This window comes from Streptomyces sp. NPDC091972 (assembly GCF_044756385.1).
Taxonomy (GTDB): domain Bacteria; phylum Actinomycetota; class Actinomycetes; order Streptomycetales; family Streptomycetaceae; genus Streptomyces.
This window is the reverse complement of record NZ_JBIVSV010000003.1, coordinates 695,024-712,227: the sequence shown is the minus strand read 5'-3', so window position 1 is coordinate 712,227 and position 17,204 is coordinate 695,024. Positions and strand designations below refer to the sequence as shown.

At 72.1% G+C, this 17,204-nt stretch carries 13 protein-coding genes; 8 read left to right on the top strand and 5 right to left on the bottom strand.

Translation table 11 applies throughout. The annotated features are described in order from the left end of the window. Positions 1-17 precede the first annotated feature (17 nt). On the bottom strand, positions 18-644 hold the full coding sequence (locus tag ACIQJT_RS12325; protein ID WP_402642524.1) for a TetR/AcrR family transcriptional regulator: 627 nt from the start codon (positions 642-644) through the stop codon (positions 18-20). A 116-nt stretch (positions 645-760) separates the two neighbouring features. Between ACIQJT_RS12325 and ACIQJT_RS12320 the strand changes: the two genes are divergently transcribed. The 3 genes from ACIQJT_RS12320 to ACIQJT_RS12310 all read left to right on the top strand — a co-directional run bounded on the left by ACIQJT_RS12320 (position 761) and on the right by ACIQJT_RS12310 (position 3,882). After that, positions 761-1,390, top strand: a complete 630-nt coding sequence (locus ACIQJT_RS12320) for an alpha-ketoglutarate-dependent dioxygenase AlkB (RefSeq protein ID WP_402642521.1) — start codon at positions 761-763, stop codon at positions 1,388-1,390. A gap of 463 nt (positions 1,391-1,853) precedes the next feature. Then, positions 1,854-2,600: an MBL fold metallo-hydrolase gene (locus tag ACIQJT_RS12315; RefSeq protein WP_402642519.1), complete on the top strand. Its 747-nt coding sequence runs from the start codon at positions 1,854-1,856 to the stop codon at positions 2,598-2,600. Positions 2,601-2,640: 40 nt separating this feature from the next. Next, positions 2,641-3,882 carry a DUF4032 domain-containing protein gene (locus ACIQJT_RS12310; protein WP_402642517.1) on the top strand — a complete coding sequence of 414 codons (1,242 nt, stop codon included), beginning with the start codon at positions 2,641-2,643 and terminating at the stop codon, positions 3,880-3,882. A gap of 2 nt (positions 3,883-3,884) precedes the next feature. Here the strand turns inward: ACIQJT_RS12310 and ACIQJT_RS12305 are convergent, their stop codons facing one another. Then, a complete protein-coding gene (locus tag ACIQJT_RS12305) occupies positions 3,885-4,757 on the bottom strand; it encodes a universal stress protein (protein WP_402642514.1) in 873 nt (290 codons plus the stop codon). A gap of 61 nt (positions 4,758-4,818) precedes the next feature. Between ACIQJT_RS12305 and ACIQJT_RS12300 the strand changes: the two genes are divergently transcribed. The 5 genes from ACIQJT_RS12300 (at position 4,819) to ACIQJT_RS12280 (ending at position 11,832) form a co-directional block, all read left to right on the top strand. Then, on the top strand, positions 4,819-5,172 hold the full coding sequence (locus ACIQJT_RS12300; RefSeq protein WP_365449462.1) for a VOC family protein: 354 nt from the start codon (positions 4,819-4,821) through the stop codon (positions 5,170-5,172). Between the two features lie 120 nt (positions 5,173-5,292). Continuing rightward, a complete protein-coding gene (locus tag ACIQJT_RS12295; RefSeq protein WP_053852161.1) occupies positions 5,293-6,969 on the top strand; it encodes an FAD-dependent oxidoreductase in 1,677 nt (558 codons plus the stop codon). Then, positions 6,966-8,423, top strand: a complete 1,458-nt coding sequence (locus ACIQJT_RS12290) for an ATP-binding protein (protein ID WP_365449460.1) — start codon at positions 6,966-6,968, stop codon at positions 8,421-8,423. The genes ACIQJT_RS12295 and ACIQJT_RS12290 overlap by 4 nt, the downstream gene beginning before the upstream one ends. Further along, on the top strand, positions 8,420-8,773 hold the full coding sequence (locus ACIQJT_RS12285; RefSeq protein WP_365449458.1) for a UBP-type zinc finger domain-containing protein: 354 nt from the start codon (positions 8,420-8,422) through the stop codon (positions 8,771-8,773). Before ACIQJT_RS12290 ends, ACIQJT_RS12285 begins: the two co-directional genes overlap by 4 nt. 113 nt (positions 8,774-8,886) lie before the next feature. Beyond that, a complete protein-coding gene (locus ACIQJT_RS12280) occupies positions 8,887-11,832 on the top strand; it encodes a helix-turn-helix transcriptional regulator (RefSeq protein WP_402642510.1) in 2,946 nt (981 codons plus the stop codon). 7 nt (positions 11,833-11,839) lie between these two features. Here the strand turns inward: ACIQJT_RS12280 and ACIQJT_RS12275 are convergent, their stop codons facing one another. Genes ACIQJT_RS12275 through ACIQJT_RS12265 form a run of 3 tightly spaced genes read right to left on the bottom strand, consistent with a single transcriptional unit; the run spans position 11,840 to position 17,192 of the window. Continuing rightward, positions 11,840-13,045, bottom strand: a complete 1,206-nt coding sequence (locus tag ACIQJT_RS12275) for an SGNH/GDSL hydrolase family protein (RefSeq protein ID WP_402642507.1) — start codon at positions 13,043-13,045, stop codon at positions 11,840-11,842. After that, positions 13,042-15,384 carry a glycosyl hydrolase family 95 catalytic domain-containing protein gene (locus ACIQJT_RS12270; RefSeq protein WP_402642504.1) on the bottom strand — a complete coding sequence of 781 codons (2,343 nt, stop codon included), beginning with the start codon at positions 15,382-15,384 and terminating at the stop codon, positions 13,042-13,044. The genes ACIQJT_RS12275 and ACIQJT_RS12270 overlap by 4 nt, the downstream gene beginning before the upstream one ends. 20 nt (positions 15,385-15,404) lie before the next feature. Then, a complete protein-coding gene (locus ACIQJT_RS12265; protein ID WP_402642502.1) occupies positions 15,405-17,192 on the bottom strand; it encodes an alpha-galactosidase D in 1,788 nt (595 codons plus the stop codon). Between the last annotated feature and the right edge of the window lie 12 nt (positions 17,193-17,204).

Sequence of the window (17,204 nt, the reverse complement as noted above, 5' to 3'; positions counted from 1 at the left end):
GGCGACCGTCCCTTCCCTCATACGGTGGTGTCGCTGCCGTCGGTGAGCAGCGCGGTGAGCAGTTGCTTGAGCCAGGCGCGGGCGCGCTCGACGTCGCCGTCCAGCAGCAGTTGCACGGTGACCCCGTCGTAGGCCGCGACCACGGCCTGGGCGGCGCCCTCGACGTCGACCAGGACGGCGGGCAGTTCGGTGTGCCCACGCGCGCGTGCCAGCCGGTCGGCGACGGCGCGCCTGAGCCTGGCCCGGTGTTCGAGCAGGGTCCGGGCGACCTCGGGCGCGCGGGCGGCGTGCACCAGGAAGTCGGTCTTCACCAGGAGCCAGTCGCGGTCCAGGAGCAGCACCTCGGTGACCCGGTCGACGGCGGCCGGCACGTCGAGTCCGGGTCCGTCGAGGGCGAGTGCGCCGGAGACCTGGTCCGCGATGAGGTCGGCGCGCTGCCGGTAGAGCGCGAAGAACAGCTCGTCGAGGCTGGCGAAGTTCGAGTAGAAGGCGCCGCGGCTGTATCCGGCGGCCTCGCAGACCTCCTCGATGGAGACCCGTCCGAAGCCCTTGGCGGCGAACACCTCGAAGGCCGCGTCCAGGAGGTTGGCACGCGTGCGGACCCGGCGCCTGGTCACACGCCTGGTCGTGTTCTCCACCGCCATGTGGCCCTCCGTTCGATACGGCAATGTATCCGATACACCGATGTATCAAAAGAGCCGCACTCTCCCCGACGAAATCTCATGGGAACAAATTTTCGATTCAGGAGTACGCTGGATCCATGACCGCGCACCTCCAGGGCTCCCTGTTCGACCAGACCGACCAGCTCCGGCTCGGCCCGCTCGACGGGATCCGCCGTACCGTGCTCGCCCACGGCGCCTGGATCGACGTGCTGCCCGGATGGCTCGGCGGCTCGGACGCCCTGTTCGAACAGCTCGCCGCCGAGGTGCCCTGGCGTGCCGAGCGCCGCAAGATGTACGACCACGTCGTCGACGTCCCGCGGCTGCTCGCCCACTACGGCGTGCACGACGAGCTGCCCCATCCCGTGCTCACGGAGGCCCGGGAGGCCCTGACCGCGCACTACGCCGACGAGCTCGGCGAGCCGTTCACCACGGCCGGGCTCTGCTACTACCGCGACGGCCGGGACAGCGTCGCCTGGCACGGCGACCGGGGCGGGCGGGGCGCGAGCCAGGACACCATGGTCGCGATCGTCTCCGTGGGCGCCCCGCGCGACCTCCTGCTGCGGCTGGCCCGTGGTGGCGGCGAGACGCTGCGGCGGCCTTTGGGACACGGCGACCTGATCGTGATGGGCGGCTCCTGCCAGCGCACCTGGGAGCACGCCGTACCGAAGTCCACGCGCGCCACGGGACCGCGCATCAGCGTCCAGTTCCGCCCGCACGGCGTGCACTGAGGCAGAGAGGCGGCTGCTTCGGAGGCACGCGGGGGCTGCCTCCGGCGGACGGTGCCGGAGGCAGCCCCGTCCCTCCGGGGACCGGACGGGCACGACGGGCACGACGGGCTCGGCCGCGGCGACGGGCCGGGGGCACGGCATCGCGCCGTGGGCGGGCGGTCCCGTGCTGTTCGTGGGGCTGACGGAAGGCGCGGACCCCGCCGTCCGACGCGGCACGCGGGAGTCACCCGGACGGTGCTCGTCGCTGCGGGGGGGGCGGGTGGCGAGGACCGGCGAGCAGCCGCTGTCGCGGCGGGCCGGGACCCGGAGCACATGCCTCCACGAGTGCGCCGGTCCCGTGGTGCCCGAGGCCACCCGGCGGCAGGGAAGTTGAGCGCTGGAGAACCGGTACCCGCCGCTCCGGATCGCCTGAGCGTCTGCTTTGCTGTCTGCCGTCGGCAGCAACTCACCGGGCGGGGCGATCATGAGCGCAGGCGTGCAGCAAGTGGCGGAGGGCACCTATCTGGTGCACGGCAGCAACACCAACTGGGTCATCCTGACCGAGGGAAGCTCCGCCACCCTCGTCGACACCGGCTACCCGGGCGACCGGGAGCAGGTGCTCGCCTCCCTCGCCGAGGTGGGGAGTTCACCGGAGGCGCTCACCGCCGTGCTCGTGACGCACGCCCACAACGACCACCTCGGGTCCGCCGAGTACCTGCGCACCACCTACGGCACCCCGGTCTACCTGCACCAGGCCGAAGTGCCCCACGCGCGGCGGGATTTCCTGCACCAGGTCTCCGTCGGGACAGTGCTGAAGAACGGCTGGCGCCCCGGTGTACTGCCCTGGGCGGTGCACGCGATCCGCGTGGGCGGCACGGCCCACGTACCGGTCGCCTCCCCGCAGCCCTTCCCCGCGCAGGGCGCCCTCGACCTGCCGGGCCGTCCGGTGCCCGTGCACACCCCGGGCCACACCGACGGGCACTGCGCCTTCCACCTGCCCGACCGCGGTGTGGTGATCTCCGGCGACGGTCTGGTGAGCGGCCACCCCACCTCACGGGTCAAGGGTCCCCAACTGCTGCCCGACATGTTCCATCACGAGCGCGCCCGCGCCGTGGCCTCGCTGGACGTGTTCGCGGAACTGGAGGGCGACGTCCTGGTGCCGGGACACGGCCCGGCACACCGCGGTCCAGTCCGTGAATCGGCACTTCAGGCCAAGGAGCGCGCGCTCTAAGGTGAGGTGACGATCACCGGCCGGACAAGGACACCGCACCATGGCACTGCAGATCAGCGCGACGAACCCGGAGCACCCCGCGCTCCTGCTCGAACTGCCGTGGCACCTGCCGCTGGAGGAGTGGCCGGAGGAGGTCCTGGTCCCGCTGCCGCGCGGCATATCCCGGCACGTGGTGCGCTACGCCCGGGCCGGTGACGAGGTCATCGCCGTGAAGGAGCTCGCCGAGCGCCCCGCGCTGCGCGAGTACGAGCTGCTGCGCGACCTGGACCGGCTCGGCATCCCCGCCGTCGACCCGCTCGCCGTCGTCACCGGACGCACCGACACCGAGGAGGCCCCGCTGGAGCCGGTGCTGGTCACCCGGCACCTGGGCGGCTCGATGCCGTACCGCTCGATGTTCGAGACGACCATGCGGCCCGCCACCATGCACCGCCTGATGGACGCCCTCGCCGTCCTCCTGGTCCGCCTGCACCTGGCCGGTTTCGCGTGGGGCGACTGCTCGCTGTCCAACACCCTGTTCCGGCGCGACGCGGGCGCCTACGCCGCCTACCTCGTGGACGCCGAGACCGGCGACCTGCATCCGCAGCTCAGCCCCGGACAGCGGGAGTACGACCTCGACCTCGCCCGCGTCAACATCAGCGGCGAACTGCTCGACCTGGAGGCCTCCGGGGCCCTGCACCCCTCCGTCGACGCCATCGAGTTCGGCATGGAGATCTGCGCGCGCTACGGCAGCCTGTGGGAGGAGCTGACACGCCGGTCCGTCTACCCGGCGGGCAAGTACCACTACATAGAGCGCCGGATCAGGCGGCTCAACGACCTCGGCTTCGACGTGGCCGAGATGCAGATCGAGCACGCGCCCAACGGCGACTCGGTCACGTTCGTGCCGAAGGTCGTGGACGCGGGCCACCACCAGCGCCAACTCCTGCGCCTGACCGGCCTGGACACCGAGGAGAACCAGGCCCGGCGGCTGCTGAACGACCTGGAGAGCTGGATGGCCACCCAGGACGACTACGCTCCGGGCGACCCTCTCGGCGCCCGCCCGGAGGTGCTCGCGCACCGCTGGGTACGGGACGTCTTCAGGCCCACGGTGCGGGCCGTACCGCTGGAGATGCGCGGTTCGATGGACCCGGCCGAGATCTACCACGAGCTCCTCGAGCACCGCTGGTACCTGTCCGAGCGGGCCCAGCACGACATCGGGCTGGACACGGCGGTGGACGACTACATCAAGAACATCCTCCCCAAGGCCCGCGAGTCGCTCCAGCCCACCCCGGCCACCGCGGACTGACCTCAGACGTGCGGCACCACGGCCACCGGGCAGTCGGCGTGGTGCAGCACCCCGTGCGCGACCGAGCCGATCCGGGCACCCACGGCGGTCCGGCGGGCCCGGCGTCCGACGACCATCAACTGGGCCCGCGCGGTCACCGAGAGCAGCACCTGGCCCGCGCTGCCCATCTCCACGTGCTCGACGACCGGCACGTCGGGGAAGCGCTCCCGCCACGGCTGGAGCGCCGAGGCCAGCGCCTTCTTCTCGTACGGCTCCAGGCCGCCGGCCTCGTCGAGGAGCTTCAGCGAGCCGGGGCTGTAGGCGAACACCGGCGGCAGCGTCCAGGCCCGTACGGCACGCACGGTCGCTCCCCGGGCCGCCGCCGTCTCGAACGCGAACCGCAGGGCCTTGGCGCTGTCCTCCGGGTCGCCCTCCTGGCCCACGACGATCTCGCGCCCCGCGACCTCCGCGGTGGCCTGGTCCCCGGCACGCACCAGGACCACGGGCCGGGTCGCCTCGGCGATCACCTGCTGGCCCACCGAGCCCAGCAGGAAGCCCACCACCGGGCCGTGCCCACGGGAGCCCAGGACCAGCAGCTCGGCGTCGGCCGCCGCGGCCACCAGGACCTCGACGCTGCCGCCCTCCACCAGGTCGGTGTCCACGTCGAGCCCGGTGTGCCGTCCGGTGACGGCCCGCACGGCCTCGGCGAGGGCGTCCCGCGCCCAGCCCGCCTGGGTGTCCCGGTCCCCGGCGTCGATCCCCTCGTACGGCTGGAACCGCCAGGCGTGCACCACCCGTAGCGACACGCCCCGCCGGACCGCCTCCCGTGCGGCCCAGCCGAGCGCGGCGAGGCTCTCCTCGGTTCCGTCGATCCCTGCGGTGATCGGGCGGGTCATGCGGGGGCCTCCCTGGTTCGCGGTCACGTGCGTCAGGTCCAGTCTTCACTACGCTTCCCCCATGGCCTTGGAATGGGAGCAAGTCATCGTGGACTCGGCCGATCCCGTCGCCCTCGGGCGCTGGTGGGCCGAGGCGCTGGGCTGGGTCGTGGTCGCGGACGCCCCGGACGAGTTCGAGATCCGCCCCGAGAAGGACCGGATGCCGGGGCTGCTCTTCGTGCCGGTGCCGGAGCCGAAGAGCGTCAAGAACCGGCTCCACCTCGACTTCCGGCCGGACGACCGGGACGCCGAGGTCGCCCGCCTCCTCGCCCTGGGCGCCCGGCACACGGACGTCGGACAGGGCGAGCAGCCCTGGGTGGTGCTCGTGGACCCCGAGGGCAACGAGTTCTGCGTACTGGGCGAGCGCCGAGCCTGACAACGGCAGGGTCAGCCATACCTGCGCACAGCAGGGCGATCGAACATACGATGGGCGGAACCGGGCCGGTGACCACGGGGGGCGCCGGGCCCCGACCGACCGCCCGGCGTGGGGAGACGCATGGCACAGGCCGCCGAATCGGCGCGGACCGTCATCCTGACCGTGGACGACGACCCGGGGGTCTCCCGTGCCGTCGCCCGCGATCTGCGGCGGCGCTACGGCGAGTCGTACCGGATCGTGCGCGCGGAGTCCGGTGAGTCCGCGCTGGAGGCGCTGCGGGAACTGAAGCTGCGCGGTGACCTCGTGGCGGTGATCCTGGCCGACTACCGCATGCCGCAGATGAACGGCATCGAGTTCCTCGAACAGGCCCTGGACGTGTACCCGGGCGCCCGTCGCGTGCTGCTGACCGCGTACGCGGACACCAACGCGGCGATCGACGCGATCAACGTCGTCGACCTCGACCACTACCTGCTCAAGCCCTGGGACCCGCCCGAGGAGAAGCTCTACCCGGTCCTGGACGACCTCCTGGAGGCGTGGCGGTGCAGCGACTACCGGCCGGTGCCCGCCACCAAGGTGATCGGGCACCGCTGGTCGGCGCGTTCCTCGGACGTGCGGGAGTTCCTGGCCCGCAACCAGGTGCCGTACCGCTGGTACTCCACGGACGAGCCCGAGGGGCAGCGGCTGCTGGCGGCCGCCGGCCAGGACGGGCAGCGGCTGCCGGTGGTGATCACCCCGGACGGGACGCCCCTGGTCGAGCCGGAGGCGCCCGACCTGGCCGCCCACGTCGGGCTCGCCACGACCCCGACGGCCGACTTCTACGACCTCGTCGTCATCGGCGGCGGTCCGGCCGGCCTGGGCGCGGCGGTGTACGGCGCCTCGGAGGGGCTGCGGACCGTGCTGGTCGAGCGGTCGGCGACCGGCGGACAGGCCGGTCAGAGTTCGCGGATCGAGAACTATCTGGGCTTCCCGGACGGTGTGTCGGGCGCCCAGCTCACCGACCGGGCCCGCCGGCAGGCGACCAAGTTCGGGGCCGAGATCCTCACCGCCCGTGAGGTGGCCGGTCTGGAGGTCAACGGCGCGGCCCGCACCGTGCGGTTCTCGGACGGGTCGGCGGTGGCCGCGCACAGCGTGATCCTGGCGACCGGTGTGTCGTACCGGCAGCTGGAGGCGCCCGGCTGCACGGACCTGACCGGGTGCGGGGTCTACTACGGCTCGGCGCTGACCGAGGCCGCCTCCTGCCAGGGTCAGGACATCTACATCGTCGGCGGCGCCAACTCGGCGGGGCAGGCGGCCATGTACCTGTCCCGGGGCGCCAAATCGGTGACCCTGCTGGTGCGCGGGCCCGATCTCGCGGCGTCGATGTCGCACTACCTGATCCAGCAGATCGAGGAGGCGCCCAACATCTCGGTCCGCGCGCGTACCGTCGTCGAGGCCGCGCACGGCTCCGACCACCTGGAGCAGCTGACCCTGCGCGACGTGGACACCGGGGAGACCGAACTCGTCGACGCGCAGTGGATGTTCGTGTTCATCGGCGCGGCCCCGCTCACCGGCTGGCTGGACGGCACGGTGCTGCGGGACGAGCACGGGTTCATCCTGGCCGGACCGGACCTCACCCCCGACGGGCGACCGCCGGCGGACTGGGAACTGGACCGGCCGCCGTACCACCTGGAGACCAACATTCCGGGCGTGTTCGTCGCGGGCGACGCGCGCGCCGAGTCCGCGAAGCGGGTCGCGTCCGCCGTCGGAGAGGGAGCCATGGCCGTGATGCTCGTCCACCGGTACCTGGAGCAGTCGTGAGCGGGCAGCTGATGCCGTGCAGTCCCACGGAGATAGGGTCGCTGTTCCTGTTCGAGAAGCTGACCCCGGAACAGCTGGGGCAGTTGTGCGCCGCGGGACGGGTCGAGAAGTTCGAACCCGGCCCGGTGTACACCGAGGGTGAGCCCGCCACCTGCTTCTACGTGATGATCGAGGGCACGGTCGTGCTCTCCCGGCGGGTCGGCGGCGACGACATCGAGATCAACCGCACCTCGCAGCGCGGGGTGTACGCGGGCTCCATGCAGGCCTACCTGGGTGACCGGGTGCAGCAGACGTACAACGGCTCCATGCGGGTCACCGAGCCCTCGCGGTTCTTCGTGCTGCCCGCGGAGACGTTCTCGGCGTTCATGCAGGAATGGTTCCCGATGGCCGTCCATCTGCTGGAGGGGCTCTTCTTCGGTTCCAAGAACACCCAGCGGGCCATCGGACAGCGGGAACGGCTGCTGGCGCTCGGCTCGTTGTCGGCCGGTCTCACCCACGAGCTCAACAACCCCGCGGCGGCGGCCGTACGGGCGACCGCGACCCTGCGCGAGCGGGTCGGCAAGATGCGGCACAAGCTCGCCGTCATCGCCCAGGGCTCCTACAGTCCCGAGGTGATGGCGAACCTCATCGACATGCAGGAGCGCACGGCCGAACGGGTCGCCAAGGCGCCGACGTTGAGCCCCCTGGAGGCCTCCGACCGGGAGGACGCCCTCGCCGACTGGCTCGACGACCACGGCATCCAGGAGGGCTGGCGGATCGCGCCCACCTTCGTGCAGGGCGGGCTCGACGTGGACTGGCTCGACCAGGTCGCGGCAACCGTGGGCGAGGAGATCCTGCCGAACGCGATCGGCTGGCTCAACTACACCGTCGAGACCGAGCTGTTGATGGACGAGATCAACGACTCCACGGCCCGCATCTCGCATCTGGTCGACGCGGCCAAGCAGTACTCCCAGCTGGACCGGGCGCCCTACCAGGTGGCCGACGTGCACGAACTCCTCGACAGCACCCTGCTGATGCTGTCGGGGAAGATCGGCCGGCAGATCAAGGTCGTCAAGGAGTACGACCGGACCCTGCCGAAGATCCCGGCTTACCCCGCCGAGCTCAACCAGGTGTGGACGAACCTGATCGACAACGCGGTGCAGGCCATGAACAGCGTGGGCGGGGAAGGGACGTTGACCGTCCGTACCGCGCTCGAGCACGACCGGCTGCTGGTGGAGTTCCGGGACACCGGGCCCGGGGTGCCGCCGGACATCCGCGGACGCATCTTCGACCCCTTCTTCACCACCAAGCCGGTGGGCGAGGGGACGGGACTCGGGCTCGACATCTCCTGGCGGATCGTGGTCAACAAGCACCACGGGACGCTCCAGGTGGAGTCGTCGCCCGGCGACACCCGCTTCCAGGTGCTGCTTCCGCTGACCGCCGTGGACAACGACTCGACCGAGGAGCCGGAATGACCGACGTCAAGGGGATCGACCCGACCGTGCCGCCCAGCGGGGACGGATGCGTGGAGTGCGACGCGGCGGGCGGGTGGTGGTTCCATCTGCGGCGGTGCGCGCAGTGCGGGCACGTGGGGTGCTGCGACTCCTCCCCCGGCCAGCACGCGACCGGGCACTTCCGGGACTCGGGGCATCCTCTGGTGCAGAGCTTCGAGCCCGGTGAGGAGTGGTTCTGGAACTTCGAGACGAACGAGATGTTCGAGGCGGGGCCGGAGTTGGCGGGTCCGGCCAGTCATCCGGAGTCGCAGCCGGCTCCTGGGCCGGAGGGGCGGGTGCCGGCGGATTGGGCGCGAGTGTTGCGCAGGTGAGCTCGGGGCGACCTGTTTGACGGCGGCCGCGGGTTGACTGTGGCTGGTCGCGCAGTTCCCCGCGCCCCTGGGTGGATCGACCGGCTGTCAGTGCGAAGTGCCAGGATGTGTTCGTGTCGCAGATCTCCAGCAGTACTCCGCTCATCGGGCGGGACGACGAACTCGGCAGGCTCTCCGGTGTTCTTGAGCGAGCCCGGCGCGGGGAGGCGCGTGCTGTTCTCGTCGCCGGGGACGCCGGGGTCGGCAAGACGCGGTTGCTGGACGAGGTCAGGGGGCGGGCCGCGGCGGCCGGGATGACCGTGCTCGTCGGACACTGCGTCGACCTCGGTGATGTGGGGCTGCCGTACCTCCCCTTCACGGAGGTGCTGGGGGCGATCGCGCAGGACGAGCGGTTCGCCGGTGCTCTCGCCGCGTACCCGGTGGTGGAGCGGCTGCTCGGCGGCGGCTCCGCCGGGGACTCCGGTGGGCGGCTGCGGCTCTTCGAGTCGATCGCCGGGCTGCTCGCCGACCTCTCGGACATCGCTCCCCTGCTGCTCGTCCTGGAGGATCTGCACTGGGCCGATCAGTCCTCCCGGGACCTGCTGCGGTTCCTGCTCAGCCGGGGGATCCTCCAGCGCTCTGCGGGCGGGACCCCCACGCACCGGCTGGCCGTGCTCGCCTCGTACCGGGCCGACGACCTGCACCGGCGGCATCCGCTGCGGCCGCTGCTCGCCGAGCTCGTGCGGCTGCCCGCCGTCGAGCGGCTGGAGTTGCGGCCGATGGCCGACAGGGAGGTGGCCCGACTGGTGCGGGCCCTGCGCGAGGAGCCGATGCCGGACACCACCGTGCGGCGGATCGTCGAGCGGGCCGAGGGCAACGCCTTCTACGCCGAGGAGTTGCTCGCCGCCACGGGCAGCGGACAGGGCGGGGTGCCCAGTGGGCTGGCCGACGTCCTGCTGATCCGGTTCGAGCAGCTCTCCGGCACCGCTCAGCAGGTGCTGCGCACCGCCGCCGTGGCCGGGCGGCGCGTCGAGCACGACCTGCTGCGGGACGCCGTGCGCCTGCCGGACGAGGAGCTGGAGGCGGCCCTGCGCGAGGCCGTCGGGCGGCAGCTCCTGGTGCCCGGCGAGGGGGACACGTACGCGTTCCGGCACGCCCTCGCCCGTGAGGCGGTGTACGCCGACCTGCTCCCCGGTGAGCGGGCGCGGCTGCACGGGGCGTTCGCCCGGCTGCTCGACGGGCGGGGACCGCGGGCCGAGAGCGCCGCGGAGCGAGCCCACCACTACCGCGAGAGCCACGACCTCGCCCCCGCGCTCGCCGCCTCCCTGGAGGCCGCGGACCACGCCGAGCGGGTCGGGGCGCCCGCCGAGGAGCTGCGGCATCTGGAAGCGGCCCTCGACCTGTGGTCGGCGGTGGAGCCGTCCGCGCGGCCCTCGGGCGAGGGCGTCGACCGGGTCCGGCTGATGCTGCGGGCCTCGTCGGCGGCCGCGCACGCCGGCGAACTGCACCGGGCGGTCTCGCTCACACGGGCCGCGCTCGCCGGTGTCGGCCAGGAGGCGGACTCCGAACTCGCCGCCCGGGTGCGCTACACGCTCGCGGGGAACCTGATGAGCGTCGACAACCTGAGCGCGGCCTTCGCCTACAGCAGCGAGGCGCTCGCCATGATCCCCGCCGATCCCCCGTCCCGTACCTGGGTGTGGGCCGCGGCCACCCACGTGGTGGCGGCCCGGCAGGTCGGGGAGAACGAGGTCGCGCTGCGGGTCGCCCGGCAGGCCCTCGGCGTCGCCGAGCAGTTGGGCGTGCCGGACGCCCAGGCTGATCTGCTGATCTCCCTGGCCGTCCTGGAGGGCGGCGGCCGCCGTACGCCGGCCGGGCGGGAGCGGTTGCGGCAGGCCCGGGAGCTGGCCCGCGAGGCGTGCAACACGCCCGTGGAGATGCGCGCGCTGTTCAACCTCGCCGTCGGCTGCTTCGAGTCCGGGCATCTCGACGAGTGCCTGCCCTGGCTCACCGAGGGCCTGGACCGGGCCCGTCGCGCCGGGCTGCTGTCGTCGCCGTACCCGATGGAGATGCGCTATCTGCAACTCCTGGTCCTGTACACGTTGGGCCGCTGGGACGAGTGCGTGCGCGCGGCGCACGCCGACGCGGAGGTGCTGCCCGCGGCCGGCGGGTACACGGTGGCGCCCGCCCTGTACGTGGCGCTCGCGCGCGGCGACTTCGGGGCCACCGACCGGGCCCGGGCGCTGCTGGAGGGGCCGTTCGACTGGATGGCGACGCTCGTCGCGGGCATCGTGCTGACCGACGCGGCGGCGCTGCGGGGTGATCCGGAGGAGGCCGTGGGGCGGGCGCGGGCCACCGTCACGGCGCTGACCGACGACATGGGCACGGCTCCCCACGTCACCGTCCGGCTGGCCGCCCTGGCCCTGTCGGCGGTCGCCGACCGGGCCGCCGATCTGCGCCTCGAGGGGGACGAGGCCGGGGCTGACGGCTGGGCGGGGACCGCGACCGAGCTGGTGGAGCTGGCCAGGACCGCGGCCGTGCACGGGGAGGGCGGCATACCGCAGGGCCCCGAGGGCCAGGCATGGCTGGCCCGGGCCGAGGCGGAGTGGACCTGGGCCGTGTCGGGGCCGGATGCCGAGGCCTGGGCGAAGGCGGTCGCCGCGTTCGACTTCGGTGACGTGTACGAACCGGCTCGCTGCCGGCTGCGGTACGCCGAGGCTCTGCTCGCGGCCGACCGGCGGGAGGAGGCCGCGGCCGAGGCGCGTGCGGCCCGTGAGGTGTTCGCCCGGCTCGGCGCCACGCCGCTGCTGCGACGCGTGGACGAGCTGCTACGGTGCGCCAGGCCGAGCGGAGCCCCGCCGGCCGCGTCGCCGCTCACCGCCCGGGAGCGGGACGTGCTGCGGCTGCTGGCCCGGGGCCGCAGCAACCGCCAGATCGGCGAGGAGCTGTTCATCACCGGGAAGACGGCCAGCGTGCACGTCTCCAACATCCTCGCCAAGCTGGGCGCGGCGAGCCGCACCGAGGCCGTGGCCGTCGCCTACCGCGAGGGGCTGATCACCCCGGAGACGACGGCCCGCGGCTGACTGCTCCTCAGCGGTGTGCGCAGTCGAGGCTGTTCAGGTCGACGGAGTCGGCCATGGCCTGCATTCCCTTGTCGTTGGGGTGGATGTGGTCCCCGCCGTCGAACACGGGCAGCATCCGCTCGTGGTCGTAGGGGCTGCGCAGGACGCGGTCGAAGTCGCTGACCGCGTCGAACTCGTCGCCGTGGCTCCTGACGAAGTCGTTGACCTCCTGCCGTACGGCCTCGGCGGCCGTGTCCCATTCGGGCCAGCCCTTGAAGGGGGCGACGGTGGAGACGACCACGCACTTGCCGGCGTCGTGGGCCCGGTCGACGATCTCGCGGTAACCGGAGATCAGGTCGGCGGCGGTGACACCGCTGTGGGCCTTGAGGTCGTTGACGCCCTCGAAGAGGAACACGGTGCGCACGCCCGGCTGCGAGAGCACGTCCCGCTCCAGCCGGTTCAGGGCGCTCGGCCCGGCGCCGTCGGCCAGCACCTTGTTGCCGGAGATCCCCTCGTTGGCCACCCCCTTGACCGTGGTGTGCGCCTTCTGCAGGCGGCGGGCGAGGTAGTCGGGCCAGCGGCGGTTCCGGTCGGTGGTGGACTGCCAGCCGTCGGTGATGGAGTCGCCGAGCGTGACCACGGCTCCGGTGGCCGGGGCCGTCCGTACCGAGACCGCGTCGAGGTAGAACCACGACCCGATGGTCTCGGTCCAGTGGGCGCCGCTCTCCTCGGCGGTGTGGTCGCCCCGGGTGGCGTACGACGTCTGCAGAGCCATCGAGTGGCCGGTGACCGGGCCCGCCGCGTCCGGGGTGTGGACGCTGACGACCAGGTTCGACCCGGCGGCCAGCGTGCCGGGCAGCGGGTCGCTGTACACCGTGTCGCCGGGTTCCACGGTGACGGAGGACGAGCCGTCGAAGGTGAGCCGCCGGTTGCTGCCGCGCACCAGGTCGGCGTCCTTCCGTTGCAGGCCGGCGTAGACGCTGTCGAAGGTCACCGGTTGCTGCCCGAAGGCGTTGGACAGCCGGATGCGCGCGTCGCGGCCGCCGACGCTGGTGTGGACGACCATGCGGTAGCCCCGGTCGCCGGCCGATTCGCCGATGGAATAGGCGCTCGCGCCCCAGGTGATCACCCCGTCCGGCGGGGTGACGGCGGCCTGTGCGGGCGTGGCCTGGAGGGCCGCGGCCGCGACCGTGACCGCGAGCAGCCGGGCCCAGCGGGCCGTTCGGCGGCTCATCGGCCGAAGCCCTTCAGGGTGACCGTCTCCCCCGGCTTCAGCGTCACCGTGCGCGTGCTTCCCGCGTGGGCGACCGTCGTGGTGCGGCCGCCGGTACTGCGGATCCGTGCTTCGGTCGGTTTCCCATCCCGCCAGCGTAGGTCGACGACGAAGCCGCCGCGGGCGTTCGCTCCGCTGAGGGAGCCGGAGGCCGCCCAGGCGTCGGGCAGGGCCGGCAGGAGTTCCAGGTGGCCGGGGCGTGAGTAGAGCAGCATCTCGATCATCGCCGCAGGGGTACCCAGATTCGCGTCGATCTGAAAGATCCCGCGCCCCTGTTCCACCTGGTAGATGTCGAAGAGGTTGAAGGCGGTGCCGTTGCTGCCTCCGCTGGAGGGGCGCAGGTTGTTGAGCACGAGCTGGTAGGCGTTGTCGGCGTTCTTGAGGCGGGCCCAGCACAGGGCGCGCCAGGCGTTGGCCCAGCCGAAGCTCTCCATGCCGCGTGCGGTGAGCAGGGCGGTGGCGCCGTCGACGATCTCGGCCGGGGTGGAGCCGTCGGGGCGGATGCGGTCGCCGGGGAAGAGGCCCACGAGCGGGGACAGGTGGCGGTGGGTGGTCTCGCCGAGGTTGTCGGGGGACATCCACTCCTCCAGCCAGCCGGTGGTGGGGCTGACCTGCGGGAGGTAGAGGCGTTTGCGGAGGCCGGCGATCGTGGCGGCGAAGGCGGTGTCCTTCTTCAGCTCGGCGGCGGCCGTGCAGTAGTTGCCGAACAGGGCCCACACGAGTTCCTGGGCGTAGGTGATGCCCTTGGCGTCGAGGGGGCCGTGCTCGGGCGACCAGTCGCTGTCGGCGATCAGGACCTCCCGCGAGGTGCCCGGGAGGGTCGTGGTGAGCAGCCGCGCCTCCCAGAACTCGCAGGCGCCCTTCAGGAGCGGGTAGATCTTCTCCAGGTGGGTGCGGGAGGTGGTGAACTCGTAGTGCTCCCAGAGCGAGTTGCACAGCCAGGCGTTGCCCGCCGGATGCCACCACCAGCCGCCCCCGCCGTAGGGGTTGGTGGAGATGGCGACCGTCCAGCCGGCGTTCTTGCCCGTGGAGTTGCGGTAGCGGTTTCGGGGGTCGTTGAACAGTCTGCGGGTGAGGTCGGTCCAGGACGGGAGCTGGGCCACGCAGTAGTCCGTGAACGCGTCGAAGCACTGGGACAGGCCGGCCCGGTCGGTCGCCCAGTAGTTCATCTGGATGTTGATGTCGGTGTGGTAGTCGCCCATCCAGTCGGGGTCGTTGCCGTCGAGCCACAGTCCCTGGAGGCCGAGCGGCAGGCTGCCGCGGGAGGCCGCGATCGTCAGGTAGCGGCCGAACTGGAGGTACTGGGCCTCCAGTTCGGGGTCGGGTGTCGCGTCCGTGGCGCGTGCGCGCAGTCGCTCCCAGGTGTCGAGGGAGCGCTGCTCGGCGGAGGAGGTGCCGAGCGAGAGGTCCAACTGTCCGTACAGGGCGTGGTGATCGGCCGTGTGGGTGCGCAGCAGGGTGGCCGCCGAGTGGCGGGCGGCCGCGCGGACCTTGCTGTGGGCCAGTTTCTGCGGGTCGAGGGAGGGGTCGCGGTAGTGGGCGGCGGCGTCGGGGGTGTAGTTGGTGCCGCCGCTCAGGACGACGGTGAGGTCCCGGCACCCGTTGAACACGATGTGCGGGCCGTCGACGCCGACGCTGCCGCCGGAGCCGTACGCCGTGATCGCGGCGCCGTAGCGCAGCCCGTTGGGGAGGGTGGCCCCGAAGGAGACCGCCGGTTCCTCGCCGTGCGTGCCCTCCAGAGTGACCGTGCCGGTGTAGCGGCCTCCTCCGCTCTGGGTGAAGTGCAGGACGATGACGTCGTCGGGGTGACTGGCGAAGACCTCCCGTCGGTAGGTGACCCCGGAGCGGACGTAGGACGCGGTGTTCACGCCCCGGTCGAGGTCGAGGGTGCGGCGGTAGCCGGAGACGGCGGACAGGTCGTGGTCGGGGATGTCGACGGTGAGCCGGGCCAGCAGGGTGAAGGAGCCGAAGTCCCCTCGCCCGTAGGGGAACTGGCCGTCGGCGTCGAGGGTGTCGTTGAGGCCGCCGGTCCACATCGTGGCGTCGGTGACGAGGAGGAGTTCCCGGCCGGGGTCGTTGCTCACGAGGGCACCGAGACGGCCGTTGCCGACGGGCAGGCCCTGTTCGATCATCGAGTGCTCGTCGGCTGGGGCCTGCCACCACAGGCGGTGGCGTGCGTCGGTGCCGAGGGCGGACGAGTCGGCGGGCCGCTGCGGTGCGGCCGTCGCCTTGAAGGCGGGCAGGGTGGCGAGCGCGGCGGTCAGCGCGAGGACACCGCGTCTGGAGGGGGCGGGGGTCATGGCGGCTCCTGGTGGCTCGGTCAGGACTTCGGGACGTCGATCCGGTCGATGTCCGGCGCGTAGCCGGTGCCGCTGTCGACAGTGATCGTGTTGGCGCCGGCCTTGAGCGTCACGGGCACGTAGACGCTGGCGACGGTTCCCCAGTCGCCGGTGGAGGGGAGCTTGTGGCGGGTGGCGGCGCCGCCGTTCGCGGAGATGTCCACCGAGCGGGCGTCACCGCTGATGTAGGAGACCTTGATCTGGTAGGTGCCCGCCTTGGCGACCATGACGTCGTTGAAGGTCAGCTTGCCGCCGAGGTACAAGTTGCCCACCTTCTTTCCGTTCGAGCAGGCGGAGCAGTCGGCGACGGAGGCGTTGCCGCCGAGGGTGTTGGCGGACGACTCGGCCTCGTACCCGGTGAGGGCGACCGCGGTGCCGCGCGGGGTGACGGTGAACAGGCGGGAGCCGTGGGCGGGGAGGGCCTGGGTGATCCTGTTCTTGTACGTGCCGAGGTTCTCGTGGTTCCACAGGTCGCGGACGGAGGCCTTGCCGGTGAAACCGAGGGCGGTCCAGTCGGCGGTGACGGCGGCGGGGGCGTCGGCGAGGTTGAACAGGGCGACGGTGTAGGTGCCGTCGGTGTTCTCGGCGGCCCAGACCTGCTGCGGGTCGGACGGTGTGACCGGCTGGGCGGGCGGGTTGGGGCCCTGGTCGACCGCGATGACCTCGCGGTTGGTCAGCAGGGAGAGGCCGTAGGAGTCGAGGCGGGTGAGGTCGTCGCCGGTGTAGAGGGGGGACTTGGCGATGGCCCACAGGGTGGCGTAGCTCTGCCGTTCGGCCTTGGTCAGGCCGTCCATCTGTCCGTTGCCGACGTCGAGGGAGTCGAGGTCGTTCCAGCCGCCGGGTCCGGCGTGCCGGGTCCAGGCCGGGGTGTCGTCCCAGCGGTCGTCGACGGAGTTCTCCCAGCTCACGAGGGTGTTGCAGTAGCACTCGACATCGGTGTCGATGCGCCAGCCCTGCGAGTACTTCTTCCAGTCGGCGGCGTGTCCGATGTCGAGGGACCAGGAGAGTTCGAGGTGGATCGGGCGGCCGGTGGCGGCTATCGCCTGGTGCCAGGCGGCCACGTCGGCAACGTTGTCGTACTGGTCGCCGCTCTTGCCGGAGCCGGGACCGACGCCGTCGAGCTTGAGGAAGTCGAAGCCCCAGTCGGCGATCATCTGGGCCTGGGAGTCGATGTACTTGCTGGTGCAGGGCTTGGAGAAGTCGAGCTTGTAGGCGCTGTCCCAGCCGTTGGTGGTGCGCAGGTCGTCGTAGACGATGTCGGCGGTGGTGCAGCCGTCGGTGTTCCAGACCGGCGTCTTCCCGTCGCCGTAGGCCCCCTTCTCCAGGCCGGCCGGGAGGTAGATGCCGGCCTTGAGGCCCTTGGCGTGGATGCGGTCGGCGACGGCCTTCATGCCGTGCGGGAAGCGGCCCGGGTCGGGCTTCTGGCGGCCGTACTGGTCGAACCCGGACTTCCAGGTCTTGTCCATCCACCAGCCGGCGTCGATGTTGACGTACTCGTAGCCGTACTTCTTCAGCTTGGCGGCCAGGGCGTCGGTCTGCTTGAGGACGTTGGCCTCGGTGAGGTAGCTGTAGTCGCCGTCCGGGTTGAGCCCGGGGTACTTGGACGACTGCATGCTCCAACTGGACCAGCCCATGTAGGGCTTGGCGGCGAGCACGGGGGCGGGAGTGTCGGCGGCGTGGGCGGCCTGGGCGGTGGGGACGGCGACCGCGGTGAGGGCGAGCACCAGCAGGGCTCTGGCGGGCATGGCGAAGTACGAGGATGACCGCATGGGTCGTGCCTC

Excerpts from the sequence above, each read along its gene's own strand:
- ACIQJT_RS12325 (WP_402642524.1), bottom strand. The coding sequence starts at position 644 with ATGGCGGTGGAGAACACGACCAGGCGTGTGACCAGGCGCCGGGTCCGC.
- ACIQJT_RS12320 (WP_402642521.1), top strand. The coding sequence starts at position 761 with ATGACCGCGCACCTCCAGGGCTCCCTGTTCGACCAGACCGACCAGCTC.
- ACIQJT_RS12315 (WP_402642519.1), top strand. The coding sequence starts at position 1,854 with ATGAGCGCAGGCGTGCAGCAAGTGGCGGAGGGCACCTATCTGGTGCAC.
- ACIQJT_RS12310 (WP_402642517.1), top strand. The coding sequence starts at position 2,641 with ATGGCACTGCAGATCAGCGCGACGAACCCGGAGCACCCCGCGCTCCTG.
- ACIQJT_RS12305 (WP_402642514.1), bottom strand. The coding sequence starts at position 4,757 with ATGACCCGCCCGATCACCGCAGGGATCGACGGAACCGAGGAGAGCCTC.
- ACIQJT_RS12300 (WP_365449462.1), top strand. The coding sequence starts at position 4,819 with ATGGCCTTGGAATGGGAGCAAGTCATCGTGGACTCGGCCGATCCCGTC.
- ACIQJT_RS12295 (WP_053852161.1), top strand. The coding sequence starts at position 5,293 with ATGGCACAGGCCGCCGAATCGGCGCGGACCGTCATCCTGACCGTGGAC.
- ACIQJT_RS12285 (WP_365449458.1), top strand. The coding sequence starts at position 8,420 with ATGACCGACGTCAAGGGGATCGACCCGACCGTGCCGCCCAGCGGGGAC.
- ACIQJT_RS12275 (WP_402642507.1), bottom strand. The coding sequence starts at position 13,045 with ATGAGCCGCCGAACGGCCCGCTGGGCCCGGCTGCTCGCGGTCACGGTC.
- ACIQJT_RS12270 (WP_402642504.1), bottom strand. The coding sequence starts at position 15,384 with ATGACCCCCGCCCCCTCCAGACGCGGTGTCCTCGCGCTGACCGCCGCG.
- ACIQJT_RS12265 (WP_402642502.1), bottom strand. The coding sequence starts at position 17,192 with ATGCGGTCATCCTCGTACTTCGCCATGCCCGCCAGAGCCCTGCTGGTG.